Source organism: Roseibium marinum, assembly GCF_002906165.1.
In the GTDB taxonomy this organism is placed as follows: Bacteria; Pseudomonadota; Alphaproteobacteria; order Rhizobiales; family Stappiaceae; genus Roseibium; species Roseibium marinum.
In genome coordinates this window covers 1,143,266-1,167,693 of sequence record NZ_PPCN01000001.1, presented here as the reverse complement: position 1 = coordinate 1,167,693, position 24,428 = coordinate 1,143,266, and the positions used below count along the sequence as shown (strand labels likewise).

Annotated in this window: 22 protein-coding genes; 9 read left to right on the top strand and 13 right to left on the bottom strand. The window is 61.6% G+C overall.

Going from position 1 to position 24,428, the window contains the following annotated elements; all coding sequences use genetic code 11:
• Positions 1–20: 20 nt before the first annotated feature.
• From glcF to CLV41_RS05460, 4 genes are all read right to left on the bottom strand, one after another.
• The gene (glcF, locus tag CLV41_RS05475; RefSeq protein ID WP_103221190.1) at positions 21–1,358 is read right to left on the bottom strand and encodes a glycolate oxidase subunit GlcF; all 1,338 of its coding nucleotides are present in this window, start codon (positions 1,356–1,358) and stop codon (positions 21–23) included.
• Between the two features lie 201 nt (positions 1,359–1,559).
• Entirely contained in the window at positions 1,560–1,922 is a 363-nt protein-coding gene (locus CLV41_RS05470; RefSeq protein ID WP_208987280.1) for a DUF4870 family protein, read from the bottom strand.
• Between the two features lie 42 nt (positions 1,923–1,964).
• Positions 1,965–3,155 carry a glycolate oxidase subunit GlcE gene (gene glcE, locus CLV41_RS05465; protein WP_103221188.1) on the bottom strand — a complete coding sequence of 397 codons (1,191 nt, stop codon included), beginning with the start codon at positions 3,153–3,155 and terminating at the stop codon, positions 1,965–1,967.
• A 12-nt stretch (positions 3,156–3,167) separates the two neighbouring features.
• Complete coding sequence (locus CLV41_RS05460; protein ID WP_408013606.1) at positions 3,168–4,649, bottom strand: FAD-linked oxidase C-terminal domain-containing protein; 1,482 nt, start codon at positions 4,647–4,649, stop codon at positions 3,168–3,170.
• Positions 4,650–4,819: 170 nt separating this feature from the next.
• On the opposite strand from CLV41_RS05460, the gene CLV41_RS05455 reads away from it, so the two are divergent.
• Together CLV41_RS05455 and CLV41_RS05450 are read left to right on the top strand one after the other, a co-directional pair.
• Complete coding sequence (locus CLV41_RS05455; RefSeq protein ID WP_103221186.1) at positions 4,820–5,764, top strand: LysR family transcriptional regulator; 945 nt, start codon at positions 4,820–4,822, stop codon at positions 5,762–5,764.
• 94 nt (positions 5,765–5,858) lie between these two features.
• Positions 5,859–6,254 carry a c-type cytochrome gene (locus CLV41_RS05450; RefSeq protein WP_103221185.1) on the top strand — a complete coding sequence of 132 codons (396 nt, stop codon included), beginning with the start codon at positions 5,859–5,861 and terminating at the stop codon, positions 6,252–6,254.
• 113 nt (positions 6,255–6,367) lie between these two features.
• Here CLV41_RS05450 and CLV41_RS05445 read toward each other — a convergent pair whose 3' ends face one another.
• Positions 6,368–7,666 (bottom strand): DUF3422 family protein, encoded by a 1,299-nt coding sequence (locus CLV41_RS05445; protein ID WP_103221184.1) that lies wholly within the window; start codon positions 7,664–7,666, stop codon positions 6,368–6,370.
• 199 nt (positions 7,667–7,865) lie between these two features.
• On the opposite strand from CLV41_RS05445, the gene CLV41_RS05440 reads away from it, so the two are divergent.
• The 3 genes from CLV41_RS05440 to CLV41_RS05430 all read left to right on the top strand — a co-directional run bounded on the left by CLV41_RS05440 (position 7,866) and on the right by CLV41_RS05430 (position 11,042).
• Complete coding sequence (locus CLV41_RS05440) at positions 7,866–8,660, top strand: FadR/GntR family transcriptional regulator (RefSeq protein ID WP_103221560.1); 795 nt, start codon at positions 7,866–7,868, stop codon at positions 8,658–8,660.
• Between the two features lie 48 nt (positions 8,661–8,708).
• The gene (locus CLV41_RS05435) at positions 8,709–9,845 is read left to right on the top strand and encodes an alpha-hydroxy acid oxidase (protein ID WP_103221183.1); all 1,137 of its coding nucleotides are present in this window, start codon (positions 8,709–8,711) and stop codon (positions 9,843–9,845) included.
• A 279-nt stretch (positions 9,846–10,124) separates the two neighbouring features.
• On the top strand, positions 10,125–11,042 hold the full coding sequence (locus CLV41_RS05430; RefSeq protein ID WP_103221182.1) for a DMT family transporter: 918 nt from the start codon (positions 10,125–10,127) through the stop codon (positions 11,040–11,042).
• Positions 11,043–11,494: 452 nt separating this feature from the next.
• Here CLV41_RS05430 and CLV41_RS05425 read toward each other — a convergent pair whose 3' ends face one another.
• Together CLV41_RS05425 and CLV41_RS05420 are read right to left on the bottom strand one after the other, a co-directional pair.
• Positions 11,495–12,385, bottom strand: coding sequence for a LysR substrate-binding domain-containing protein (locus tag CLV41_RS05425; protein ID WP_103221181.1), 891 nt, complete (start codon positions 12,383–12,385; stop codon positions 11,495–11,497).
• Between the two features lie 200 nt (positions 12,386–12,585).
• A complete protein-coding gene (locus CLV41_RS05420) occupies positions 12,586–13,461 on the bottom strand; it encodes a LysR substrate-binding domain-containing protein (protein ID WP_103221180.1) in 876 nt (291 codons plus the stop codon).
• A 266-nt stretch (positions 13,462–13,727) separates the two neighbouring features.
• Here CLV41_RS05420 and CLV41_RS05415 point away from each other — a divergent pair, with 266 nt between their 5' ends.
• A complete protein-coding gene (locus CLV41_RS05415) occupies positions 13,728–14,051 on the top strand; it encodes a DUF1127 domain-containing protein (RefSeq protein WP_103221179.1) in 324 nt (107 codons plus the stop codon).
• A gap of 118 nt (positions 14,052–14,169) precedes the next feature.
• On the opposite strand, the gene CLV41_RS05410 is transcribed toward CLV41_RS05415, so the two are convergent.
• The 3 genes from CLV41_RS05410 to CLV41_RS05400 form a co-directional block, all read right to left on the bottom strand.
• Positions 14,170–14,961 carry a hypothetical protein gene (locus CLV41_RS05410; protein WP_103221178.1) on the bottom strand — a complete coding sequence of 264 codons (792 nt, stop codon included), beginning with the start codon at positions 14,959–14,961 and terminating at the stop codon, positions 14,170–14,172.
• Between the two features lie 155 nt (positions 14,962–15,116).
• Positions 15,117–16,490 (bottom strand): glutamate--cysteine ligase, encoded by a 1,374-nt coding sequence (locus tag CLV41_RS05405; RefSeq protein ID WP_103221177.1) that lies wholly within the window; start codon positions 16,488–16,490, stop codon positions 15,117–15,119.
• A 247-nt stretch (positions 16,491–16,737) separates the two neighbouring features.
• On the bottom strand, positions 16,738–17,496 hold the full coding sequence (locus CLV41_RS05400; RefSeq protein ID WP_103221176.1) for a 16S rRNA (uracil(1498)-N(3))-methyltransferase: 759 nt from the start codon (positions 17,494–17,496) through the stop codon (positions 16,738–16,740).
• A gap of 186 nt (positions 17,497–17,682) precedes the next feature.
• Between CLV41_RS05400 and xseA the strand changes: the two genes are divergently transcribed.
• The gene (gene xseA / locus CLV41_RS05395) at positions 17,683–19,245 is read left to right on the top strand and encodes an exodeoxyribonuclease VII large subunit (protein ID WP_103221175.1); all 1,563 of its coding nucleotides are present in this window, start codon (positions 17,683–17,685) and stop codon (positions 19,243–19,245) included.
• Positions 19,246–19,368: 123 nt separating this feature from the next.
• Positions 19,369–19,962, top strand: coding sequence for a DUF805 domain-containing protein (locus CLV41_RS05390; RefSeq protein ID WP_103221174.1), 594 nt, complete (start codon positions 19,369–19,371; stop codon positions 19,960–19,962).
• 149 nt (positions 19,963–20,111) lie between these two features.
• Here CLV41_RS05390 and CLV41_RS05385 read toward each other — a convergent pair whose 3' ends face one another.
• The 3 genes from CLV41_RS05385 to CLV41_RS05375 all read right to left on the bottom strand — a co-directional run bounded on the left by CLV41_RS05385 (position 20,112) and on the right by CLV41_RS05375 (position 23,246).
• A complete protein-coding gene (locus CLV41_RS05385; RefSeq protein ID WP_103221173.1) occupies positions 20,112–21,482 on the bottom strand; it encodes a TRAP transporter large permease in 1,371 nt (456 codons plus the stop codon).
• On the bottom strand, positions 21,479–22,123 hold the full coding sequence (locus CLV41_RS05380; RefSeq protein WP_103221172.1) for a TRAP transporter small permease subunit: 645 nt from the start codon (positions 22,121–22,123) through the stop codon (positions 21,479–21,481). The genes CLV41_RS05385 and CLV41_RS05380 overlap by 4 nt, the downstream gene beginning before the upstream one ends.
• A gap of 79 nt (positions 22,124–22,202) precedes the next feature.
• Positions 22,203–23,246, bottom strand: a complete 1,044-nt coding sequence (locus tag CLV41_RS05375; protein ID WP_235867059.1) for a C4-dicarboxylate TRAP transporter substrate-binding protein — start codon at positions 23,244–23,246, stop codon at positions 22,203–22,205.
• 309 nt (positions 23,247–23,555) lie between these two features.
• Here CLV41_RS05375 and CLV41_RS05370 point away from each other — a divergent pair, with 309 nt between their 5' ends.
• Positions 23,556–24,389 (top strand): universal stress protein, encoded by an 834-nt coding sequence (locus tag CLV41_RS05370; RefSeq protein WP_103221171.1) that lies wholly within the window; start codon positions 23,556–23,558, stop codon positions 24,387–24,389.
• Positions 24,390–24,428: the final 39 nt, after the last annotated feature.

Genomic DNA, 24,428 nt, shown 5'->3' with positions numbered 1-24,428 from the left:
TCGGGGAACGGCCCGGCGACCTACTCCGCAGCTTCCGGCGAAAGCAGGAGAGAGGACACGCTTTCCGGCTGCTGTCCGCCATAGACCCAGTCCAGAAGCTCCACCGTGTGCAGGATCGGTATGTCGGTTCCCAGGCCGATCTGGGTCATGCAGCCGATATTTCCGGTGGCGATGACATCCGGACTGGTTTTCTCGATATTGCCAACCTTCCTGTCGCGCAGGCGGCGGGCAATATCCGGCTGAAGAATGTTGTAGGTTCCCGCCGATCCGCAGCACAAATGGCCTTCCGGCACATCCTTGACCCTGAAGCCTGCCGCCGTCAGAAGATCCTTCGGCTGGCGGGTGATCTTCTGGCCGTGCTGCATGGAACAGGCGGAATGATAGGCAATGGTGAGGTCCGGCTTGACGGCGGGTGCGCCAAGATCGACCCCGGTCAGGAATTCGGTCACGTCCTTTGCCAGAGCGGAAACCCGGGCGGCCTTTTGTGCATAGGCCGCATCCTCTCTCAGCATGTAGCCGTAGTCCTTGATCGTCGTGCCGCAGCCGGAGGCGGTGATCAGGATGGCGTCCAGTCCGCCGGTGTCCACTTCGCGCGTCCAGACATCGACATTGCGGCGGGCGTTTTCCAGAGCGGCCTCTTCCCGGCCCATGTGGTGGACAAGCGCGCCGCAGCAGACCTCGCCCTCGGGTAGAACAATCTCATAGCCCGCCCGGCTCAACAGCCGGATCGTGGCGTCGTTGATGCCGGGATTGAGCACCGGCTGCGCGCAGCCGCCAAGCAGGGCCACACGACCCTTCCGGGCCGGCGTTCCAGCCACGAACACTCCTGGTCCTTCATGGTGACCCCGGCCGGGCGATCTTGCGGGCGCCAGCTCCAGCATCGCGCCTATCTTTGCCAGAGGTCCGCCCAGCGTCTTCAACGCACCGGCAAACGGACGGGCGAAAAACGCACCGATCAGGGCGAGGCGGAACCGTTTCGGATAAGGCAGCACGAAGGCAAGGACGGACCGCAGCAGCCTGTCTGAAGCCGGCCGTGTGTAGGTCTTTTCTATATGGGCGCGGGCGTGATCGACAAGATGCATGTAATGCACCCCGGACGGACAGGTGGTCATGCAGGCGAGGCAGGACAGGCACCGGTCGATATGCTTGACGATCTTCTCATCCGCCGGACGGCCGTTTTCCAGCATGTCCTTGATCAGGTAGATACGGCCCCGCGGGCTGTCGAGTTCATCGCCCAGAAGTGTGAAGGTTGGACAGGTGGCCGTGCAGAACCCGCAATGCACGCATTTGCGCAGGATCTTTTCAGATTCCGCGACATGACTGTCCTTCAGCTGCTCTGCGGTGAAATTGGTCTGCATGATGTCCGGCGTCCCTCAATTGCCCGCATTCGCTGCGGGATTCTCCTTCCGAGTGAACCGGATCGTAGGGGCTGGGTTTTCACCGCACAAGGCATCATTGCGGCACAAGAGCACCATCAGCACGGAATGAATTCAGCTGCAGAAACACGAGACCCGGCTGCGGGATCGCGGCCGGGTCTCGTGTCTTTTCGTCAAAGATTGTCAGAACAACCAGGTCTGCGGATCCGGCACGGGCTCGCCGCGGGAGGCAAGCTGCAGACCCTTGATGCAGCGGATGATCATCCAGATCAAAAGCGCGATCAGCAGGAAGATGCCGACGACCACAAACGTCAGGAGAATACCGACCACACTACCCAGCAGACCGATCCAGAATGTCCGGATCTGGTAGGTATAGTGCGTGTCGACCCAGCCGCCGGCCTTGCCCCTGTTCAGATAGGCGAAGATGATGCCGACCAGCATGGTGAAACCGAATAGAATACTTACGAGATACAGAATATAGACAAGGCTGACATTCTTGCCGCCTGCCTCCAGATAGCCTGCAGCGTCGGATTGTTGGTCCATCATGGTCTCCGCCAGAAATATCCACGTGAAAATATACTTATAAGACTACACACCTGCGACCATTCGTCCAGCGTTTAGAATGCCTTTTGGATCGAACTGCTCCTTCAGGCGCCGGGAGAGCGCCGCCAGGGGAGCGGGTTGGGGCTGAAACACCGGCACGGTCGAACGGACCGACGGGTCGGCGCGCACGAGTGTCGCGTGACCTCCGCCCGCTTCCTGAAGCGCCGCGCGGATTTCGGTCTCGTGAATTCCGCCGTCGTCGCAGGACAGCCAGACAAGACCGCCGCTCCAGTCGAAAAACGCCCTTATATCGAGTTTCGCCTTCAGCAGTTCCACCAGCCGCGGACCGGAAGCCGGGGCGACGGACACCCGCCAGACCGGCGTTTGCGACCCGGCGAACGGCAGTACATCCCGGATGCTCCGCCAAAGGGCCCCTGACTCCGCTTCCGCAAGGCGGGCGGGCGCTCCGAATTCCGCGAGAAGCTTTTCCAGCGTTTTGAAACGGTAATCGACCGAGGTTTCGAACCCTTCCAGCCGCAGGACGGTTTTGCCGGCTTCGCCGTCGATGCCACCGGGCAAGTGCGCGGCGCCGGACACTTCCGCCGACGAACCCATGGCGCGGCACAGGGCGTCAATGGCGGCAGCCTCGTCCAGACCGCCGAGCAGGAAGGTCGCCGAGGTTTCCGGTTTCGGATTGACCTTGAGTGTGACCGTTGTCGCGACAGCCAGAGTGCCAAAAGACCCGCAAAGCGCCCTTGGCAGATCGTAGCCGGTGACGTTCTTGACCACCTTGCCGCCGGAATTGAAGATTTCCCCGCGTCCGGAAACGGCTTCCATACCCAGCACATGGTCCCGCGCTGCGCCTGCCTTGATGCGGCGCGGACCGGAGAGGTTCGCCGCCAGCACGCCGCCGACGGTTCCCCGTCCGGGATCTTCCCCAAGCAGCGGGCCATAGTCCATCGGCTCGAACGAAAGTTCCTGGCCGTTGTCGCTGACCAGTTTTTCGACCTCGGCGACCGGTGTTCCCGCCTTCACGGTCAGCACAAGCTCCGCCGGTTCGTAACTTTCGATGCCGGTGAGATCCGACAGGTCCAGAACATGCGCCGCCTGCAGCGGGCGGCCGAGCTTCCTCTTGGACCCGTGCCCGACAATTTCCAGCGGCTGTTCCTCTCCGGCCGCCCATTTCACCGCGTCTTCGACCTGCCGCGTATCGCGCGGCTTGAACGTTGCATCCATTTCGGAAATTCCTCAGAAGCGCGGGATGTCGGGGAAGGGCAACTGGCCCTTGTGGACATGCATTTTGCCGAGTTCGGCGCAGCGGTGCAGCAAGGGGAACACCTTGCCGGGGTTGAGCAGATGCTTTTCATCGAAAGCGCATTTGACCCGCTGCTGCTGTTTGAGATCGTCCTCGGAGAACATTTCCGTCATCAGGTCGCGCTTTTCGATGCCGACGCCATGCTCGCCGGTCAGCACGCCGCCGACCTCGACGCACAGCCGCAGGATATCGGCGCCGAAAGCCTCGGCAGCCTCCAGTTCCCCTGGCTTGTTGGCGTCGTATAGGATCAGCGGATGCAGGTTGCCGTCGCCCGCGTGAAAGACATTGGCAACGCGAAGCCCGTGCTTTTCGCCCAGCTCCCGCATGCGGGCGAGCACCTTGGGCAGTTCGCGGCGCGGGATTGTGCCGTCCATGCACAGATAGTCCGGCGATATCCGCCCGACGGCCGGAAACGCCGCCTTGCGTCCCGCCCAGAACGTCATGCGTTCCTCTTCGCTCGCCGAGATCCGCACATGACTGGCCTCATGTGCCCGGGCAATTTCCTCGACACGGCCGATCAGGTAATCGACCTCGCGCTCCGGCCCGTCAAGCTCGACGATCAGCAGGGCCTCGACATCGAGCGGATAGCCGGCATGGACGAAATCTTCGGCGGCATGAATGGCGAGCCGGTCCATCATTTCCATTCCACCTGGAATGATGCCCGCCGCGATGATGTCGGCGACGCAGCGGCCGCCATCCTCGCTGGCCGGGAAGCCGATCAGCAGCGCGCGCGCTGTTTCCGGCTTCTGCAGGATACGCACGGTCACTTCGGTCACAACGCCGAGCAGGCCTTCCGAACCGGTCATCAGCGCCAGAAAATCGTAGCCTTCGCTGTCCAGGTGCTTGCCGCCGAGGCGGATCACCTCGCCGGTGATCAGCACCATTTCCAGGCCGAGCACATTGTTTGTGGTCAGCCCGTATTTCAGGCAGTGCACACCGCCGGAATTTTCCGCGATGTTGCCGCCGATGGAACAGGCGATCTGGGAGGACGGATCCGGCGCGTAATAGAAGCCCTCCTCTTCCACCGCACGCGTGATGCCGAGATTGGTCACGCCCGGCTGTACGACGACGGCCCGGTTGGCGTAGTCGATGTCGATAACCCGGTTGAACTTCATCATCGACAGCAGCACGCCATCCTCCAGCGGCAGGGCGCCCCCGGACAGCGAGGTCCCCGCTCCGCGCGGCACCACCTTGACGTCGTTGTCGTAACAGTATCTGAGCACCCTTGAGACCTGCTCGACCGTTTCGGGAAGAACCACGATGAGGGGGAGCTGCCGATAGGCCGTGAGAGCGTCCGTTTCATAGGCGCGCATCTCGCGCTCGTCGTGGATCACGCCCTCTCCGGGGACGATCGCCTGAAGCGCGCTCAGGATCTCCCGGCGGCGGGCAAGAACATCCCGGTCCGGGGCAGGCATGGCGATCGCGGTCACAGAGTGGACTCCTTTCACTTTTACGTATGCTGATCCACGAAAATTACTCTGGCGTGACCAGAGGTGGTAGACCAACGGCTTTCCCGAAGTCTGGCAAGTATCACGGCCGAGGGAAACGTCCGGGAAATAATAGATGTCTTTCTGAGAGATTGAAAATGAGCAATCTGACCGACATGGAGATTTTCGCCCGGGTGGTGAGCGCCGGCAGCATGTCCGCGGCGGGGCGCGAAATGAACCTGTCGCCGGCCGTGGTCTCCAAGCGCATCCGGCGGCTGGAGGAAAAACTCGGAACGCGGCTCCTGCAGCGCACAACCCGCCAGATCGCCATGACGGAGGCGGGTCAGGGCTTTTACGAGCGCGTCATTGCGATCCTGGCTTCGGTGGAGGAGGCGGAAACCTTCGTCTCGCGTGGCTCCGCCAGGGCCCGCGGCATTCTGAAGGTGGCCGTTCCGACGTCATTCGGCCGTCTGCACATCGCCCCGCATATGGGAAAGTTCCTGATCGAAAATCCGGACCTCTCGGTCAATCTGGATCTTTCCGACGATTTCGTCGACATCGTCGGCGACGGTTACGACCTTGCGATCCGCATCGCCGAATTGTCCGATTCCAGCCTTGTCGCGCGCCGTCTTGCCCCCGTGCACCGGATCCTGTGCGCCAGCCCCGCCTATCTGAAAAGACACGGCGCACCGCAAAGCATCGAAGACCTGACGGCCCATCATGTCACCCTTGCCGCGACCAATCAGGACCCGTGGCGGCTGGCCGGGCCCGACGGCATCGTGACCGTCCGCACCCGCGCGCCGATCAAGACCAACTCCAACGAAGTCGTGCGCGAATGCCTGCTGGCCGGGGTCGGGATCGCGCTTCGCTCGACATGGGATGTGGGTCCGGAGTTGCGGGCGGGCAAGCTGCAGATCCTGCTGCCGCACTACAGGGCGTCGAAAGACGTCGGTCTCTATGCGGTTTATCCGAGCCGCCAGTTCCTGCCGGCGAAGGTCCGGGTCTTCATCGATTTCCTCGCCCATCTTTACGGGTCTTCTCCCTACTGGGACGCAGGCCTGGAAGACTGGCTTCACCTGCCGAGCGACGCGCGGGCAAGCTGAGCGGGATAGAATGCGTCTGCGACGGTGCGTCGCTTGCATCGCGCCGTGACATCCTGTTTTGTGGATCCGGGTTTAATATCCGAGGGAGAATATTATGCAGCGACTGCTGATGATCGCCGGAACGGCGCTTCTGGCCCTGACCGTGCACGCGAGTGCCGACGGCGATCCCGCCAAGGGTGAGAAGGTTTTCAAGAAATGCGCCGCCTGTCATGCGGTCGGTGAAGGTGCCAAGAACAAGGTCGGGCCGGTGCTCAACGGAATTGTCGACCGTCCCTTCGGTGCGATCGAGGACTACAAGTACTCCAAGTCGCTGCTTGAAGTGGGCGACGGCAAGGTCTGGGACGTCGAGACCCTCGATGTCTACCTGATCAAGCCGAAGGACCTCATTCCCAAGGGCAAAATGGCGTTTGCCGGCCTGAAGAAGGAAGACGACCGCGCCAACGTGATTGCCTATCTGGCGCAGTTCAACGAAGACGGCACGGCCCAGTAAGGGCCGTCGGCCTCACATCACTCAAAAGGCCGGGATTTCCCGGCCTTTTTTGCTTGCGGCGGCGATTTGTTTCCGTGGCATTCAATGGTCCACCGTTCACGCGGCGGCGTGACCTAATGATCGCCGTGCTTCTTGCGGATACGGCGGACGACCCACCAGATCAGGAGCACGACGACAGGAACGGCAAGTCCGGTGGTGAGGTTCGCATCCGGAACCGGCAGTCCAGACTGCTTGGCGGCCTTCGCCAGATAGGAAATCAATCCGACCACATAATAACTCACCGCGGCAACCGACAGGCCTTCGACGGTCTGCTGCAGCCGCAATTGCAGCTGGGCCCGGCGGTTCATGGACTGAAGCAGCCTGCGGTTCTGGTCCTCCAGTTCGACATCCACGCGCGTACGCAGCAGGGTCGTCGCCCGGGCCAGCTTTCTCGACAGCATGGCCTGCCGGTCCTCGACAGCCTGGCAGGTCCGCATCGCCGGGGCCAGCCGCCGGGTCAGGAAAGAGGCCATCGACAGGTCTCCGGGGGCGGCTTTTTCCTTGAGGGTGGCCAGCCTGGCCTTGACGATCCCGTCATAGGCGCGGGTCGCGCCAAAACGGTACGCGCTTGCGGTTGCCCCGGCTTCCAGCACCGCCGCCATTTCGCTCAGCCTGCGCAGCAGTTCCTGGTTCGCCCCAAGCCCGGACGTGTCTTTCATCTGTCCCGTCAATTCAGCCAGTTCGATCTCGAACCGCCTGATGTCCGGCTGCAGGTCCGTCGCTTCGAACAGGCCGAGCATGGCCAATGTGCGATAGGTCTCCAGTTCCAGGAGGCGCTGTACAACCGCCCCCAGCCGCACGTCACTGAGCGAGCGGTTGAGCACCAGGAAACGGGTCAGGCCGTCACCGTCCTGGCGGAAATCGGTCGCCACCAGGGCGGTGCCGTCCTCCACGTCGGACACGGTCAGGCTGCCCGCGTCGAACCTGTCCCGCCAGTCCGGGATGTCCCCGGTTCCGCGCACTTCCAGACGGACGGCGACCAGCAGATCGCCGGGCGCCCTGAAGGCCGCGCCAAAGGGATGGGATGCCGGGGCCGATCCGAAAAGCGCTTCGGACCTGGCGGCTCCGTCCCAGGTATAAGTGGTGAATTCCGCATGTTGCTCCCAGCTGAGCGTGCCGCCGCCAAAAGAAAGCCTGTGGTGGCGCGCTCCGGGCGCCGGGCCGTGGCCTCCCCTGGAAACGCTGAATTCGCTCAGCCAGGCATGATCTTCGGCCGCCGCCTCCGCGCTGGTCACAAAGGCGTAGTGCAACACGGTTCGCGGGCTGCCAAGCGGGCGAAACGGGCGGGCGTGCACTTCGCCCAGGACTTTCTCGCGCAGAGGCGATGTCCGGAATGCGGGAAAGGACGACCCGTTTTCTGAGCCCTGATCCAAGCTGACAACCCCGTTTGCAGAAATATGTTCGTGGAGCTTCACCTTCGCCCCGTCACATCGAGAGACCAACCACGAAAATCTACGTCGGGACAATATGACGCTGAAGCGCGGCTATTGCGCAACATTCAATTGGATAATAAAATTGACCAATTCTGATTTCGAAGTTATTTTCCGCCCGGAAATCAAGAGGCCTCCCGGCATGTTTCAGCCCGTAGATCATCAGAAAACGGCGGATGCCGCAGTTGAACAGATCGAGGATCTGATCCTGAAAGGTGTGCTGCAATCCGGCGACAGACTGCCGCCGGAAAGAAACCTCGCCGAGCGGATGAAGGTGTCGAGACCGGTTCTCAGGGATGCACTGAAGCTCCTGGAGGAGCGGAACCTGATCGAAGCCCGCCAGGGCGGCGGCACCTTTGTCTGCGACCTGATCGGTTCGATCTTCTCCGAAGCGATTATCCAGTTGATCGCCCGTCACCCTTCCGCCGTCAGCGACTATCTCGAATTCCGGCGCGGTATCGAGAGCCAGGCCGCCGCACAGGCGGCATTGCGGGCCGCGCCGTCCGACATGGCACGCCTTGAAGAGATCATCCGGCAGATGCAGACCGCCCACGACGCAGAGGATCTGGCCGCGGAAACCCGGCTGGATGTCGACTTCCATCATGCCGTCGGCGAGGCCGCCCACAATGTGGTGATGCTGCACACCTTGAGGTCCTGCTACCGGCTCCTGGAAAACGGCGTTTTCTATAACCGCGGGCGTCTCTACCACCATCCGACCGCGCGGATCGAACTGCTGCAGCAGCACAAGGCCATCGTGGAAGCCATCCGTCGCCAGGACCCCGACGGGGCCCGCCGGGCGTCGGAGGATCATATCGACTACGTGCGCGGCACCCTGGCCGCCGCGCAGGCAATGGACAGTCGGGAGCAGCTCGCAGGTCTGAGACTTACAAAACCGACAAGATCAGCGGACCGCTTATCGAAATCGATCAATTTTTAAAGCGGTCGAAGAACCCTGCTCGTTTGAGAGCACCCCGGAGGAAACCCAATGACAGTTGTGACCGATGTTGCGGATCTGCAGGCTCTGGCAAAACGCCGGGTGCCGAAAATGTTTTACGACTATGCCGACACGGGGTCCTGGACCCAGAGCACCTACCACGAGAACGAAGCTGCCCTGCAGCGCCAGAAGCTGCGCCAGAGGGTCGCCCGCAACATCGACAACCGCTCCGTCAAGACAACGATGATCGGACAGGATGTGGCCATGCCCGTCGCCCTCGCCCCGGTGGGCCTGACCGGGATGCAACACGCTGATGGCGAGATCCTTGCCGCCCAGGCGGCCGAGGAATTCGGCGTCCCCTTCACCTTGTCCACCATGAGCATCTGTTCCATCGAGGACGTCGCTGAAAACACAAAGTCGCCGTTCTGGTTCCAGCTCTACGTGATGCGTGACCGGGGCTTTTCCGAAAGACTGATGCAGCGCGCGCACACGGCCGGCTGCTCGGCGCTGGTGCTGACGCTCGACCTACAGGTGCTCGGCCAGCGTCACCGGGACCTCAAGAACGGCCTGAGCGCACCGCCGAAACCCAAGCCGCTTGTCTTGGCCGACCTGGCATTGAAACCCCGCTGGTGCTGGAACATGCTGAAGACCGGCCGCCGCCAGTTCGGCAATATCCACGGCCATGTGTCGGGCGTCGACGACATGTCCTCGCTGGCGGAATGGACCAACAGCCAGTTCGACCCGTCCCTTGACTGGTCATCGGTTGAATGGGTCAAGAAACACTGGGACCGCAAGCTGATCCTGAAAGGCATCAACGATGTCGAGGACGCGAAGATTGCCGCCGATATCGGTGCCGACGCCATCGTGGTTTCAAACCATGGCGGCCGCCAGCTCGACGGCGCGCTGGCCTCCTACGAGGTTCTGGGCGACATCGTCGATGCGGTCGGCGACAGGATCGAGGTTCATTTCGACGGTGGCATCCGCTCCGGCCAGGACATCTTCAAGGCCGTCGCCATGGGCGCCCACAGCACCTATATCGGCCGCGCCTTCATCTACGGCCTCGGTGCGATGGGCAAGGACGGCGTCACCAAGGTTCTGGAAATCCTGCACAAGGAACTCGACGTCACCATGGGACTTTGCGGCGAAACCGACATCGCCAACGTCGGCCGGCACAATCTGGTTCTTTGAGGAGTGTCCCGATAACTCAAAGCACCGCCAGCCAGGCTGAGGACAGCGCGGTGCCGATCTCGTCGGCCCGCGCGGCATGGCGGCGGGCTTTCGTTCCGAAGCGCCGGCCCCGGCCGGGCGTATGCACGCCGATATCGTCCGCGAAGGCGCTTGTCCATGCACGGGCGCACTCGCTTCAGACATATCGCCTTTGCTGATGAGAAGATCAAAAACAATCACTTGTGCTGAAGCCGGGGGACGACCAGATTACCCGGCATCACATTCTGGATCGGTTCTCACATGAGCGTTGCCACGCCTGCCCTGCGCAGGGAAACCGCCGGCTTCACCCCGGCCGACTACGGTCTTTACGCCATCACCGTACTGGCCTGGGGCTTCAGCTGGATCGCCATGAAGGGTCAGGTGGCAACCGTCTCACCGGAAGTCTCCGTTTTCTGGCGGTTCGTGCTGGCGGCCGCGGTCATGATGGTCTGGGCGAAAGTGCGGGGGCACAGGATGTCGTTCCGGTTTCGGGACCATCTGCGTTTCGCCGGTCTCGGCGCTTTCCTGTTCTCGACCAATTTCACGCTTTTCTATTACGGCGCCTCCTACCTGCCGTCCGGCCTGCTCGCGGTGATCTTTTCCACCACGTCCATATTCAACCTGTTCCTGGGCCTCATACTCTTCGGTCAGCGGCCGAATCCGCTGGCGCTGGCAGCGGGCCTTCTGGGGTTCATCGGCATAGGTCTGATGTTCTGGCCGCAGCTCACAGGCGCCGAATTCAATTCACAGGCAGCGATCGGACTGGTTTTCTGCATCGGTGGAACGCTGTCCTTCTGCTTCGGCAACATGCTGTCGGCCGACACCCAGCGGCGCGGTATCGGCGTGACGCCGGCCACCGCCTGGGGCATGGTCTACGGCATGGTATTTCTGGGGATCGTGTCGCTTCTCAGGGGGCAGAGCTTTGCCGTGGAGTGGTCGGTCACCTATTTCGGCGGCCTCGTCTATCTGGCGATCATCGCCTCGGTGATCGCGTTCGCCTCCTATCTGAGGCTGCTGGGCCGGATAGGCTCGGCGCGGGCCGGCTACGCGACCGTCCTTTTCCCGGTCGTCGCCCTGACCCTGTCAACGATCTTCGAAGGCTATCAGTGGACGCCCCTGGCCGTTGCCGGGCTTTTCTGCGTTCTGGGCGGGAATCTGGTAATGCTGCGCGCCCGCTGAAAACTGCTGGCTAGAGCATTTTCCGATCATATTGAACCATTTGATGGCTTGAAACGGCTCACTCGGCGAGGCGCGTCGTGAAGCGCGATGCGGTGCATCGTGCAAGCGGCGCAACGCTGCCGATGGGCCGTTTCAAGCCACCCGACGCAAGCAGAAGTAGTTGAAAAATAGCTGTTTGGGTCGAACAAAATTGGTTCCTGGCATCGTTGGATTGTGCTTGAGGTGGGCAACACCGCTACGCACAATCCGCCTCGCCAGGGACCAATTTTGTCTCGATCAAATGATTCAATATGATCGGAAAATGCTCTAGAGCGTGTCGCGTTGAATTGAATTCCGGAAATTGCCCGAACGCATTTGCAATGCAAACGCTGCCTCGGGCGTTTTCCTGAAATCATGAATCCACTTAAACGCGACACGCTCTCAAGAATTTTCCGCGGAATGATTGCCGCAGCCTATTCCGCGGCCTGCTGCACGGAGCCGGTGCCGACATTGCCGATGGCGGCAATCAGGTGATTGCAGAGCGTGTCATGCATGGCTTCCCGTGCCGTATCGGAGCGCAGCAGGGCAATGTCGCAGAACGGCAGGGATGGAAACCCATCGCGTTCGTCCAGAATGCGCATGCCGTCACGGACAGCGCTTTCCGGGAAGACGGTAACGGCCAGACCGACCTGAACCGCACCGACGAGACCGGCGGCACTGGCGCTGGTGTAGGAAACCCGGTAGCGCCGTCCGGCACGATCGAGCGCATCCATGGAAAGCCGGCGCCAGTTGCAGGTCGCCGGGCCCAGCGCCAGGCGGATCACATCCTGGGTGTGGGCGCAATGCTGGGCCGAAGTGACCCAGTAAAGCGGTTCGCGCCGGATGATTTCACCGCGCAGGTTGAGGGTGTCTCCGGACGTGGTGATCGCCACGTCGAGCAGTCCCTCGCGGATCGCCTCGGTGAGTTTCGCGCTGCTCGAGCATTCGACCTGAACCTCGATGGAGGGATTGAGCCGGTTGAAAGCCGCCAGGACCTGCGGCAGCAGCCTGTCCGCATAATCGTCCGGAACGCCGAGCTTGACGTGACCGACTTCCTTGTAACCACTGAAAGCCGACAGGGTCTCGTCATTCAGGAGGATCATCCGCCGGGCGAATTCGACCAGCCGAAGCCCGTCCTCCGTCAGCCTGGACTGGCGACCGTCCTTGATGAAGATCGGTTGCCCGACACGCTCTTCAAGACGGCGCATCTGCATGGAGACCGCGGACTGGGTCTTGTGCACCGCTTCGCCCGCCTTGGTGAAGCTTCCCAGCTCGGCGATCGCCAGGAATGTGCGCAACTGGTCAATATCTAGTGCGTGGCTCATATGAGACCCTGTAGATGGGCTATGTTCCGGCCGGGTGATTTGAGATTCGAATTGATTTTTGAAAGATACATCACAAACATTTACAATTCAATGCCAAATTGCGCCCGTTCCAGGGCACCTGTTTTTGATAAGTCCTTGCAAAACAAGCCTGTAACACCAACCGCAGCAGCTCAGGTTGGCTTAAACGGTCCGCCTGCAAATTATTCAGCCGCCAGCGGGACCGAGAGGTTATCCAGCGAAGACACGATATGCTCGACCAGAGCGTCGGTGACCCTGGAACTGTTGTGCCAGGACCGCATGATGCCGATCTCGCAATCCGGCAGACGCGGAAAGCCTTCGGCTTCCGTCAGAACGCGCATGCCGGATCTCAATGCGGATTCCGGCAGCACCGAAATCGCCAGGCCCGCAAGCACGGCGGCGCCGACCGCGGTCGAATTCCAGCTTGAATAAAGAAGCCGGTGTTCGCGCATCTGATCGCTCAGGGCATTGATCGCCGCCTTGCGCCAATCGCAGGTCGCCCGGCCGAGCGCGAGGGGAAGCGGGGATTCGTTTTCGACAGCGTGACGGGCCGAGACGACCCACAGCAGCGGCTCGCGGCGGACCAGATCGACATTCTTGCGGCCCTTTTTCTGAACATGGGTGATGATGGCCACATCAAGCTCGCCTTCCGAGATCATGTCGGCAAGATTGGGTGTCGGCGCGCACACCACACTCACCTCCGCCTTGGGATTTGATCTTGAAAACCGCGCCAGGATTTCCGGAAGGAACCGGTCGGCATAGTCGTCGGGCGTACCGAGCCGGACCAGACCGGCGAGTTCGGTGTCGTCGAAGGCGGCAAGGGTCTCGTCATTGAGTTGAACCAGACGGCGCGCGTAATGCAGCAGCCGTTCGCCGTGTTCCGTCAGGCGGGACTGGCGGCCGACCCGGACAAAAAGCGGCTTTCCAACGCGTTCTTCCAGACGGCGCATCTGCATGGAGACCGCCGACTGGGTCTTGTGCACATTGTCCGCCGCCCGCGTGAAGCTGCCGCCTTCGGCAATTGCCACAAAGGTTCGAAGCTGATCCAGATCGAGCATAAGCGCCTCAAATATAAGCCAAACTAATGTTTACCACGAAACCTATTCGAATTTGAAATGTTTCAGTCCGCCCTCGGACGTTGCCAGGACCCCGAAACAGTCCGCTTCATGACATCACAATTTTCGATCAATCGCATCAAAAACATTCGTTGGAATAATATTTGAAAAGCCGCCATCTAGAGGGTGTTCCACACACAGGATTGCCAATAACTGGCCGGGAACAGGCTGCCGGAAATTCTTTCGGTCGCTCACAGGAGATCTATGCCATGACCCAGCAGACCACAAGCACCCCGTCCTTCGCGCTCTTCGGGCAGATGGTTGCCCGTGCATGGCGTGTATTCAACAACCGGCGCCAGTTTGCCGAACTCAAGGACTGGTCGGACGAGCAGCTGAAGGATGTCGGCCTCACACGGAGCGACGTTCGACGCGCCATGGCACAGCCCTTCTATCGCGACCCGACAGCCTCCCTTTTGAGCGGTTCCCCGGTGCTTCACCGCAGGCGGAATTTGCAGGCGGCGAATGCGCCCCAGGCCAGAGCGGAACTTACCCTTGTGGAAACCGTCACGGACAACGGCCAGCTGGCCGCCTGATCCCGGCCCATCGCGGCCCGGGCACCTGATTTGCAGCCCCTGTCGGCAATAGCCTTGCTGACGCAACTGACCCGCCTTCCGGCGGGTCTTTTTTTTGGCGCGGTTGCCGACGGCCGGATCAGGTTTCCCCGAAATCCTTGGCCGCCTTCTTGAAAAAGTTGTCGAAGGCATTGAACTGGCTGGACTGGAAGTCGCGTCCGGCGGCCATCCAGTCGGAGACCATTCCGTCGAATTCCGATGTTTCGCCAGGCTCGTCGGCGTCAGGGGCGTCCTCGTCATGGGCCGCTTCCTCCGGTGAAAGCCCCTCTTCCTCCAGCTCCGCCTGCTCCGGTTCGGCGGGAGCTTCGACGACCCTGGCGGGCTGCAGAAAAACGCCCCAGAAGGCTTGCATGGCCTCGGCGTAGCCCTGCAGATAGTCGGCCGGCGTCGGCTGAGGTTTGGGCCGCCCGCGCGCAAAACCGCGCAGATAGGCGTCAAGCAGATTGCGTGCCTCGCCATGCACGAAGGGCCGGGCAACCTGACCCATGGCAAGGGTCGCGGCCACGGGCATCATTTCCTGAATGGCATCGCCCTGCAATCCGGTCAGGACGGCTATCTGTCCGGCCAATGCCTTCTGGACAGCCTCCGGACCGAAGAATGGCGTCAGCGCCGCCTGCGAAGGCTCCTGAAACAGTCCGCCATAACCGGCGAAGGGGTTTTGTACCGCGGAGCCGAACGGGGAGGACTGGCCGAGGAACTCGCTAAATCCGGGAATTGTACCGCCGAAATACCGGAAGCCGTTGAGCGCGGCCGGCATGAGCTGTCCCATGACCTTGTTCAGATCGTCATTGGACCAGCCGAACCGCTCTCGCACATCTTGCGTCAACGAGAAGATATCGAAGGGGGGAGCCGCCGTTTCGCTGCCAGTCATCGCACTGCTCCGCTCAGGGTTCCGCAAGGCCTTGAGAAACAAGACCTGCCTTGAAGAGAGTGACCCTTTGCGGGCGCAAGGTCAATACAGGTGACAGAGCGTCTCTCTCCCACAGGAACCATCGAAGCGACGGGTTTTTCGCCGTGCAACCGGCCTCAATAGGCGTAGTCGCGGAACACCTGGGTGATGTCGCCGTTCCAGGATCCGTTGTAGCGCTGCAGCAGGACATCGGCCGGGCACATGCCGGAGGCAAGACCCTCCTCGATCGGGGCGAGATGCACCCGCTCGTCAAGGTCGCCCTCGCTCAACCGGTTTCGGCGTTTGAGCCCTTCCTGGGAGAGCGCCAGGACCTGCTTGGCGACATCGAGAACCGTCCCGCCGCGGAACGGCGTCTGCAGCGCCGTCTTCGGAACGTCGCGGCGCAGCGCGGCGCGCTCTTCGCGCGTCCAGTCCCTGACCAGTTCATTGGCCTGGTCCAGGACGCCCTTGTCATAAAGCAGGCCGACCCAGAGCGCCGGCAGGGCGCAGATGCGCCGCCAGGGGCCGCCGTCGGCGCCGCGCATTTCGATATATTTCTTCAGGCGGACATCGGGGAACAAGGTCGACAGATGGTTGTTCCAGTCGCCGAGACTGGGCGTCGCGTCCGGCACCTTGCCCTTGAGGGCGCCGGTCATGAATTGCCGGAAGGTCGTGCCGGTGACGTCGTAATAGGTCTCGCCGCGCTTGACGAAATACATCGGCACGTCCAGCGCCCATTCCACATAGCGTTCGAAGCCGAAACCTTCCTCGAAGGCGAAGGGCATGTCACCAGTCCGGTCCGTGTCGGTGTCGGTCCAGATCTGGGCACGGAAGGATTTGAAGCCGTTCGGCTTGCCGTCGGTAAAAGGCGAATTGGCGAATATGGCGGTCGCGATCGGCTGCAGCGCGAGGCCGACACGCATTTTTGTCACCATGTCGGCTTCGGAGGAAAAGTCGAGATTCACCTGGATGGTGGAGGTCCGGTACATCATGTCGAGACCGAGGGAGCCGACCTTCGGCATGTAGTTGGTCATGATGTCATAGCGGGATTTCGGCATGCGCGGCATGTCGGAGCGCGCCCAGGTGGGCGCCATGCCGATCCCCAGAAAACCGACACCCATCGGTTCGGCTATCTGGCGGACCTGCGCAAGGTGCTGGTTGGCTTCCCGGCAGGTCTCGTGGAGTGTTTCCAGCGGCGCGCCGGAGAGTTCGAACTGGCCGCCGGGCTCGATGGAAATGGCGCCGCCGCCCCGATCGTCCGAAAGCCCGATGATCTTTCCGGCATCCTCGATCCGCTCCCAGCCGATCAGCTTTTCCATGCCCTGCAAGACGGCCTGCACCCCGTTCGGGCCCTCATAGGGGATCGGGCTGAGTTCATTCAGACAGAAACCGAACTTTTCATGTTCCGTGCCGATCCTGAACCGGTCTTCCGGCTTTGAGCCCTCGTCGAGCGTCGCGGCCAGATCCGCCACAGTTTCAATCGGTGTGGTATCGACCGTGTCGCGGGCCATGAAACCGTCCTAGTTGCTGCGCGGCGCGTCAGCCGGAGTGTCGAAACACCCCGCGAACCGCTTGAATCCGACGCGTCCGAAAACGCTTTCGAGCTTCGGTGATTTAGGTTTGTTGGGCGCAGAATGCAAGCCGGGAAATAAGCAGCCGCCGGTGTTCAAGTTATTCTGAACACGGCAAAAGGGTACCGCGCCCGCGTCTTCGATGCCGGACGGATCGTCACGAGAAGGAATATCCCGCCTCCCGCGATTATCTCCAGTCGCCCAGCGTGGCCTGAATGATCGTCAGTGCGGCGACCGCCGCGGTATCGGCTCTGAGAATACGCGGCCCGAGCGGGATCGGCGTAACGAACTCCTGCGCGCGCAGTTCGGCGCGTTCCTCTTCTGAAAACCCGCCTTCAGGGCCGATCAGCACGGCGAGTGGCTGAGTGCCTTTGTCTTTCATCTGGGCAAGGGCGAGAAGCGGATTGTTCGAACCTTCCGCCTCGTCGCAGAAGAGCAGCCGGCGGCCGGGCTGCGCTTCCGGCCAGACTGACAGCACATCGCTCAAGGGCTGCGGCGCAAGCACCTTTGGAACGCAAAGCACGCCGCATTGTTCGGCGGCCTCGATCACATTGGCTTCCATGCGCTCCAGATTGACCCGGCTTGACTGCGTATGCCGGGTGATGACCGGCTTCAGGCTGCCGGCGCCCATTTCCACCGCCTTTTGAACCATATAGTCGAGACGGGCGTGCTTGAGCGGGGCGAACAAATACATCAGGTCATTGGGTTCGGTCTGTTCGCGCATGCGCTCCATGAGCTGCAGCGCGCAATCCCTGCGCCCATTGCTGGCGATTTTCGCCAGCCATTCGCCGTCGTTGCCGTTGAACACCAGGACGAAATCGCCGTCCTTCAGCCGCAGGACATTCAAAAGGTAGTTGGCCTGGCCGCGGTCCGCCTCGATCCGCGCTCCCTCCGCGAGAATGTGCCGTAAAAACAAGCGTTGCATTTTGAACTCGTATTTTGCCATGGCTTTCAGGTAGTCGCTGGAATGTGAGGGTTTCAAGGCGGAGCGCGGCGCGCCCGGCACTGTTCACACTATTCGATTCCCCGTCTCGTCCCCACCCGTGATGTTTGCTCACATTGCCGATCCGATGGCGCCTCTTGACCCTTCCCCGCTTTATGGCCAGTTTCCAAGGGTCAGAAGGAATCATCCGTGGACGAAAAACCCTCGAACGCCGCCGAATTCACCGTTTCCGAAATCTCCTTTTCCATCAAGCGCACGATGGAAGACGCGTTCGGCTACGTGCGGGTGCGCGGCGAGCTCGGGCGGATTTCGCGGCCCGGTTCCGGGCATATCTATCTGGACCTCAAGGATGACCGCTCGGTTCTGTCCGGCGTCATCTGGCGCGGCGTCGCCTCGAAGCTGAAAATCCAGCCGGAACAGGGCCTGGAGGTGATCGCCACGGGCAAGATCACCACATTCCCCGGCCAGTCCAAATACCAGATGGTGATCGACGCGCTGGAACCGGCCGGAGCCGGGGCGCTGATGGCATTGCTGGAAGAGCGCAAGAAGAAGCTCGCGGCGGAAGGCCTTTTCGCCGAGGAGCGCAAGCGGCCTCTGCCGCCGCTACCAAGGGTCATCGGTGTGGTCACTTCGCCGAGCGGCGCCGTCATCCGCGACATCCTGCACCGGATCGACGACCGTTTTCCCCTGCACGTGCTGGTGTGGCCCGTGCGGGTGCAGGGCGAGACCTGCGCCGCGGAAGTCGCCAACGGCATCCGCGGCTTCAATGCGCTCCAGCCCGGCGGGCCGATACCGCGGCCGGATCTGCTGATCGTCGCGCGCGGCGGCGGCAGCATCGAGGACCTGTGGGGCTTCAACGAGGAAGCCGTCGTGCGCGCCGCCGCCGAGAGCGGGATCCCGCTGATATCCGCCGTCGGCCACGAGACGGACTGGACGCTTCTCGACCTGGCCGCGGATGTGCGCGCGCCGACCCCGACGGGCGCGGCGGAAATCGCCGTACCGGTCAAGGCCGAACTGATGGCGCTGGTCGACGACCGGTCGCGGCGCCTCAATTCCGGCCTGGTGCGTTTCGTCACCACCCGGCGAACCGAGCTGCGCGCCGCAAGCGCGGCCCTGCCCGCCCCGCAGGACCTGCTGGCCCTGCCGCGCCAGAAGTTCGACAATCTTGCAAGCGGCCTCGGGCGCGCGCTGATCGTCAGCACGAGGGCCCATCGCACCCATCATCAGAACCTCGCGGGCCGACTGTCGCCCGTCCTGCTCTCCCGTCTCACCTCCAAGGCCCGGCAGGATCTTGCCAACCATAGCGAACGCCAACAGCGGGCGCTGCATGTCGCCGTTGCCCAGAAGCGTCAGGCCTTCGCGGCGCTGGCGGTCCGGCTGACCCCGGCCCGCCTTGCCCAGCAGGCAACGCTTGGCAAGGAACGCCTTACCGGCCTGACGGACAGGCTGGACCGTGCCTATCTCTCGCGTGTCGGCCAGGAGAAAACACGGCTGGACGGTCTGCAGAAGCTGCTGAAGTCCCTGTCCTACAAGGACGTTCTGGCGCGCGGCTACGCGGTGGTGCGCGATGACGAGGGACAGCCGGTCCGCTCCGCCGCCGCTGTTGCCTCCGGCGCGGCCCTGTCGATCGAGCTTGCGGACGGCAGCATCGACGCGGTCGCCATGAGCGACAGCGCCACGCCAAAGCCGGCAAAGCCAAAGAAAAGCGGACCGGGCAAACCGGCGCGGGCTGATCAGGGCAACCTGTTTTAAGAACTGTCCGGTGCCAAATCGGCGAATTCATTCAGTTTTAACAAACTCCCTTACGCCAATTTTAAGCCGTATCGCGTAGCGTCTCTTCCGTTCGATCAATCGATATTCGTGACGGAGGCCATAATGCCAACGCAGCGCAAGGAATTTGGAAGGCGGGGCCTTTCCCGGGAAACCCCATCGCAGCGGGGGCAGCGGCCATCGCATTATTCATCTGGCCACGCCACAGCGGCTTACGCCCCGGCGGGCGGCAGCGCCCTTCCCTTCGACGATGAAGACGGCTTTTCCCTCTGGGCGGTGCTCACAAACACCCTTGCGCTGTTTTTCAGCTTTCAGGGGCGGATCGGTCGGTTGGAATACTGGTCCATCGGCATTGCGCGGTGTGTCTTGCTTTTGGGTCTGCTCTTCGCATTCATCAGCTCGACGCAGCCCGCATTGGCAGAGATGAGCCAGGTTTCCGTCACCAATGCCCTTTTCATGTCCGGTACAGGTCTGGTTTATACAGCGCTCTTCATCGCCGGGCTTGTCAATTACTGGTCGCTGGAAGTCCGGCGCTGCCATGACAGGAACGTATCGGGCCTGTTGCTGCTCATCATGTTCATTCCTATTATCGGCGCTTTCTTTGGCCTGTATATCTTGATCGTGAACGGCTTCTTCGCCGGGACACCGGGAACCAACCGGTTCGACACGGCACAAGGTCTGGCGCCTGTCTTCGACTGAGGCGGCGGCCATTCGCCGGGCTTGAAATACAAGAGATTGTTGTCCCCGCAACAAACAGAAAACGCCGCCGGAGAGTTGTCTCCGGCGGCGTTTTCTTTTGCGTATCCCTTGCGCGGCTCAGCCCGTCGCCCGGTCTCTCCGGAACCCGATCAGCCCATCAGTTCCGGCAGGATGGTGATGATCGACGGGAAGGCCAGCAGGCCGCCGATTGTCAGGACGTCCGCCACGAAGAACGGTACGCAGCCCCGGAAAACTTCCTGAACCGGAATATCCGGCCGCACGCCAGAGACCACGAAACAGTTGAGTCCTATGGGTGGCGTGATCAGACAGAGCTCCGCCATCTTGACCACCAGAATCCCGAACCAGATGGCGCAGGCCTCGCCCGACATGCCGAAGGCGCTGTCGGCCGCCGAGACGCCTTCACCGCCATTGAGTGCCATCACCGCCGGATAGACCACCGGCAGCGTCAGGATCAGCATGCCGATCGCGTCCATGAACATGCCGAGCACCGCATAGGCCAGCAGGATGCAGATCATCACGATCCAGGGAGAGAACTCCAGACTGACGATGAAAACCTTGAAAGCGTCGGGAAGACCGGCGAAGCCAAGGAAGCGCACATAGAGCAGGACGCCCCAGATGAGCGTGAAGATCATCACGGTGAGTTTCGCCGTTTCATGCAGCGCCTGGCCGAGTTGCCGGGTTCTCATGCCCTTCATGAAGGCCACCACCAGCACCACGAAGGCGCCGAGCGAGCCTGCCTCGGTGGGCGTTGCCAGTCCGAAGAAGAACGAGCAGAAGATGATCGCCACGACGGCGATGATCGGCAGGGTTCCCGGAACGCTCTCGAAGCGTTCCCCCCACGTATAACCCTTCACCGGCGGGGCATCGCCGCGCCAGGACGCCACGGCAACGATGATGCCGACGTAGATCAGCGCGGAAAAGACACCCGGCAGGAAACCGGCGATCAGCAGCTTGCCGACCGACTGTTCCACCAGGATCGCGTAGATCACCAGGATCGCCGACGGCGGAATCAGCGAGGCGAGGGTTCCGCCCGCGGCGACGACGGCGGCCGACAGGCGCTTGGAGTAACCGGCTGCCAGCATTTCCGGAATGGCGACGCGGGCAAAGACGGCCGCTGTCGCAACGGACGCGCCGGAGACGGCGGCAAAGCCGGCCGTGGAGAAGACCGTGCCGACAGCCATGCCGCCCGGCAGCCAGCCGAGCCAGCGTTTGGCCGCTTCAAAGAGCTGCTTGGTGAAGCCCGCATAAAAGGCCAGGAAACCGATCAGGATAAAGGTCGGCAGGACAGACAGGGCGTAGGTGACGGACTTGGAATGCGGGATCGTGCCGGCCATCTTGAGAGCGACGAAAAAGCCGCGTTCAAACCCCATTTTCATGGAGAACAGCACAATCAGTCCGACAAGCCCGGTGAAGGCGGCAGCGAAAGCCACGCGCACACCGATGACGACAAGGACGAGCAGGACGCCGGTCATCAGGATGCCAACTTCAAACGGCGTCATCTGGCGTCTCCTTCGACGGCGTCATCCCCGAGGGCTTCCTCGATTTCATGGCGGGCATGTTCTTCCACATCCTCGATCATCGGAACGGCGACAGGCATGCGTGTGGGGTCGGCGACCAGCCGGGCATAGCCGTAGATCTGCATGAGAAGACGCAACAGCAGAAGACCCAGCGCTGCCGGAATGACCAGCTTGGAGGGCCAAGTCGGCAGCCGGATGTCCATGGTGCTGTCGCCGATCGTCCAGGACCGGTCGAAATGATACAAGGATCCCCAGATCAATAGCGCCACCGTCAAGGCGACCAGCATCACACCCAGCATCTCGCAGACATAGAGCGTGCGCCCGTTCAGCTTGCCGAGCACGATTTCCATACGGATATGCCCGCCGACCCGCTGGCAATAGGCGACACCCGCAAAGGCGAAGATCGCCATGGCCTGCTCGGTGATATCGATGAAGCCGGGTATCGGTATGTTGAAGAGCAGCCGGCCGATCACCTGGATCACCGCCAGCAGCATCAGGGACAGGATGGAAAAGGCCGCAAACATATTGAATGCATTTTCGACATGGCCGAGCCAGCCGTCGAAGCGGATATAGGTCACCGGGCGTTCCGAGATGGAACGTCCACCGGGATCGGTCATAGTCATGAGTGTCAGCCCCGAGCAATGGCTCCCCGGCGCGAAATGCGTCGGGGAGTGTCTGGTTCACAAGCCTGCAGGTCCGGGCTTAGTTGGAGAGGGTCGTCTTGACCATGTCGAGGATTTCCTGGGCGGGGAGACCGTTGGCGGTGTTTTCCTCAACCCATGCAGCATGGATCGGACCGGCCTTTTCGCTGAAGGCCGCCAGGTCTTCCTCGGAAAACTCGATCTGGGTCACGCCACGGTTTTCCAGTTCCGGCCACCACTTTTCGTAAACCTTGTCATAGGTTTCCAGGTAGTGGGCCAGCGCCGGGCTGACGGAGCTGTCCAGCGCTGCCTTGAAGTCGTCCGGAAGGGCGTTATAGGCGTCGATATTGACGATCACCGGACACTGGACCGTTCCCGGATTGAGGTTCTTCGTCCACCAATCGGCGACTTCCACGACCTTGAAGGAAAGATGCGCATGCGGCGCGAAGCTGGCTGCGGCAACCGTACCGGAATCAATGGCCTGATAGGTTTCCGAAGCGGTGACGGACGTCGGCACCGCGCCAACGGCGTTCATCAGCTGGCCGATCCCGCCGAGGGCGCGGACACGCATGCCGTCGAAGTCGGAAACGGTCTTGGGAGCGTCCCCCTTGCCGGCGAAGTTATACTGCGGCATCGGTGAAGGCATGAGAGCCATGGCGTTCCAACGGGCAAGGTCTTCCTTCACCGCCGGATGCTCATAGAGCTTCATCGACACCTTGATTTCCTCGTTCAGGTCCTTGACCCCCAGGAACGGCAGTTCCAGAACGGTCAGGCTGGGGTTCTTGTCCGGATGGTAGGAGGCGCAAATCTGCGCCATCTCGAACGCACCGAAGGAAATGCCGTCGAGGTTCTCCCGGGACTTCGACAGCGCTTCGCCATAGTTCAGCTTCAGCTCGAACTTTCCGTCGGTTTTCGCCGACACTTCCTCGGCGAGCTTCTCGACATGTTCGGTAAAAGCGCGGCGCTTGCCCCACAGCGAGACGTTCCAGGTGACGTCGGCCGCAAAAGTTTCGGTCGCAAAGACAAGAGAGAGCGCAGCCGCGGAAACCGCGGTTGCGGACTTGAGTGAAAAGAGCATGGGATCCTCCCAGATCAGTTTGGTCATGAACTCAATTCCCTGGTCCCTCAGCCTGGACGCTTACCGCGGCGCAGACCCGTACCAAGTTGTTGATCCCTTAGCATGACCTGTGCCAGTCCGACTAGACAACAGGTTTCATGGGGATTTTGAGCTTTGTGAAGCCCCGCAAGCCGATCGCTGCAAGAATCCCGGGCAGGTTCCTGCCTTTTCGCGCGCCACGCGGCGGTTTTGGAACGGCCCTCTCATTTGATGCGCGTCAAGGAACATGGGTTGCGTGTCCTCTAGAATTTTGACAAGGCTGGTCGGTAACGGTGATTCCAGCCGTAGGAGAAATAAATGCCTATCAAAGATATTTTGACCGTTTTGGATCTTGCCGGCGATCAGCCGGCCGCCAAATACGCCTTGGAATTCGGCCGCAACCATGACGCACATGTCACCGGCCTTGCAGTGTCGTTCGAACCTGTGGTGCCTGCCTTCGCAGCAGCGCCGATGCCTGTCGATTATCTGCAGGCCGCGCACGAACAGGCTGTTGCCGCCGCAAAGGAATCCAGGAAGCAGTTTGACGAGCTCGCCAGACTGGCCGGAACGAAAAGCGAAAGCCGCATGGCGGAAATCCTGACGGGCGGCCCGCTGGAAAACGTTCTCGCGCACTGCCGGCCAACCGATCTCGTGGTCATCGGCCAGGCCAATCCGGACCGGCCGGAACCGATGCGCGAACTTTTGATCGAGACAGTCCTGTTTGAAAGCGGCGTGCCGGTTCTGCTGGTGCCCTATATCGGCAGCACGGCGTATCAGCCGAAAAAGGTACTGGTCGGATGGGACGGCAGTTCCACCGCGACCCGTGCGATCCACGCCGCTCTGCCTATCCTGGAGAAGGCGGACGATATCACTGTGCTGGTGATAGAGAAGAAAGCAACGCCGGAGAAAGGTCAGCCGGGCGCCGATGTCGCCAATTATCTCGCCCGCCACAACATGAACGTCACGGTCGAGGTGGTCACCAATCCGCAAACGGGCGTTGCCGACGCGGTTCTGAACCATGTCTCCGACAACGGCAACGACCTTGTGGTGATGGGCGGCTACGGGCATAGCCGGATGCGCGAGTTCCTGTTCGGCGGCGCCACCCGGGAGATTCTGGAGGCCATGACGGTCCCGATTCTGATGGCGCACTAAAACTTTCCGCATGCGAGAAACCCGCGGGACCGGGGCACT

Coding starts and splice junctions, on each gene's coding strand:
- glcF (WP_103221190.1), bottom strand. CDS start 1,358: ATGCAGACCAATTTCACCGCAGAGCAGCTGAAGGACAGTCATGTCGCG.
- CLV41_RS05470 (WP_208987280.1), bottom strand. CDS start 1,922: ATGATGGACCAACAATCCGACGCTGCAGGCTATCTGGAGGCAGGCGGC.
- glcE (WP_103221188.1), bottom strand. CDS start 3,155: ATGGATGCAACGTTCAAGCCGCGCGATACGCGGCAGGTCGAAGACGCG.
- CLV41_RS05460 (WP_408013606.1), bottom strand. CDS start 4,649: ATGCCTGCCCCGGACCGGGATGTTCTTGCCCGCCGCCGGGAGATCCTG.
- CLV41_RS05455 (WP_103221186.1), top strand. CDS start 4,820: ATGAGCAATCTGACCGACATGGAGATTTTCGCCCGGGTGGTGAGCGCC.
- CLV41_RS05450 (WP_103221185.1), top strand. CDS start 5,859: ATGCAGCGACTGCTGATGATCGCCGGAACGGCGCTTCTGGCCCTGACC.
- CLV41_RS05440 (WP_103221560.1), top strand. CDS start 7,866: ATGTTTCAGCCCGTAGATCATCAGAAAACGGCGGATGCCGCAGTTGAA.
- CLV41_RS05435 (WP_103221183.1), top strand. CDS start 8,709: ATGACAGTTGTGACCGATGTTGCGGATCTGCAGGCTCTGGCAAAACGC.
- CLV41_RS05430 (WP_103221182.1), top strand. CDS start 10,125: ATGAGCGTTGCCACGCCTGCCCTGCGCAGGGAAACCGCCGGCTTCACC.
- CLV41_RS05425 (WP_103221181.1), bottom strand. CDS start 12,385: ATGAGCCACGCACTAGATATTGACCAGTTGCGCACATTCCTGGCGATC.
- CLV41_RS05420 (WP_103221180.1), bottom strand. CDS start 13,461: ATGCTCGATCTGGATCAGCTTCGAACCTTTGTGGCAATTGCCGAAGGC.
- CLV41_RS05415 (WP_103221179.1), top strand. CDS start 13,728: ATGACCCAGCAGACCACAAGCACCCCGTCCTTCGCGCTCTTCGGGCAG.
- CLV41_RS05410 (WP_103221178.1), bottom strand. CDS start 14,961: ATGACTGGCAGCGAAACGGCGGCTCCCCCCTTCGATATCTTCTCGTTG.
- CLV41_RS05405 (WP_103221177.1), bottom strand. CDS start 16,490: ATGGCCCGCGACACGGTCGATACCACACCGATTGAAACTGTGGCGGAT.
- CLV41_RS05400 (WP_103221176.1), bottom strand. CDS start 17,496: ATGGCAAAATACGAGTTCAAAATGCAACGCTTGTTTTTACGGCACATT.
- CLV41_RS05390 (WP_103221174.1), top strand. CDS start 19,369: ATGCCAACGCAGCGCAAGGAATTTGGAAGGCGGGGCCTTTCCCGGGAA.
- CLV41_RS05385 (WP_103221173.1), bottom strand. CDS start 21,482: ATGACGCCGTTTGAAGTTGGCATCCTGATGACCGGCGTCCTGCTCGTC.
- CLV41_RS05380 (WP_103221172.1), bottom strand. CDS start 22,123: ATGACTATGACCGATCCCGGTGGACGTTCCATCTCGGAACGCCCGGTG.
- CLV41_RS05375 (WP_235867059.1), bottom strand. CDS start 23,246: ATGACCAAACTGATCTGGGAGGATCCCATGCTCTTTTCACTCAAGTCC.
- CLV41_RS05370 (WP_103221171.1), top strand. CDS start 23,556: ATGCCTATCAAAGATATTTTGACCGTTTTGGATCTTGCCGGCGATCAG.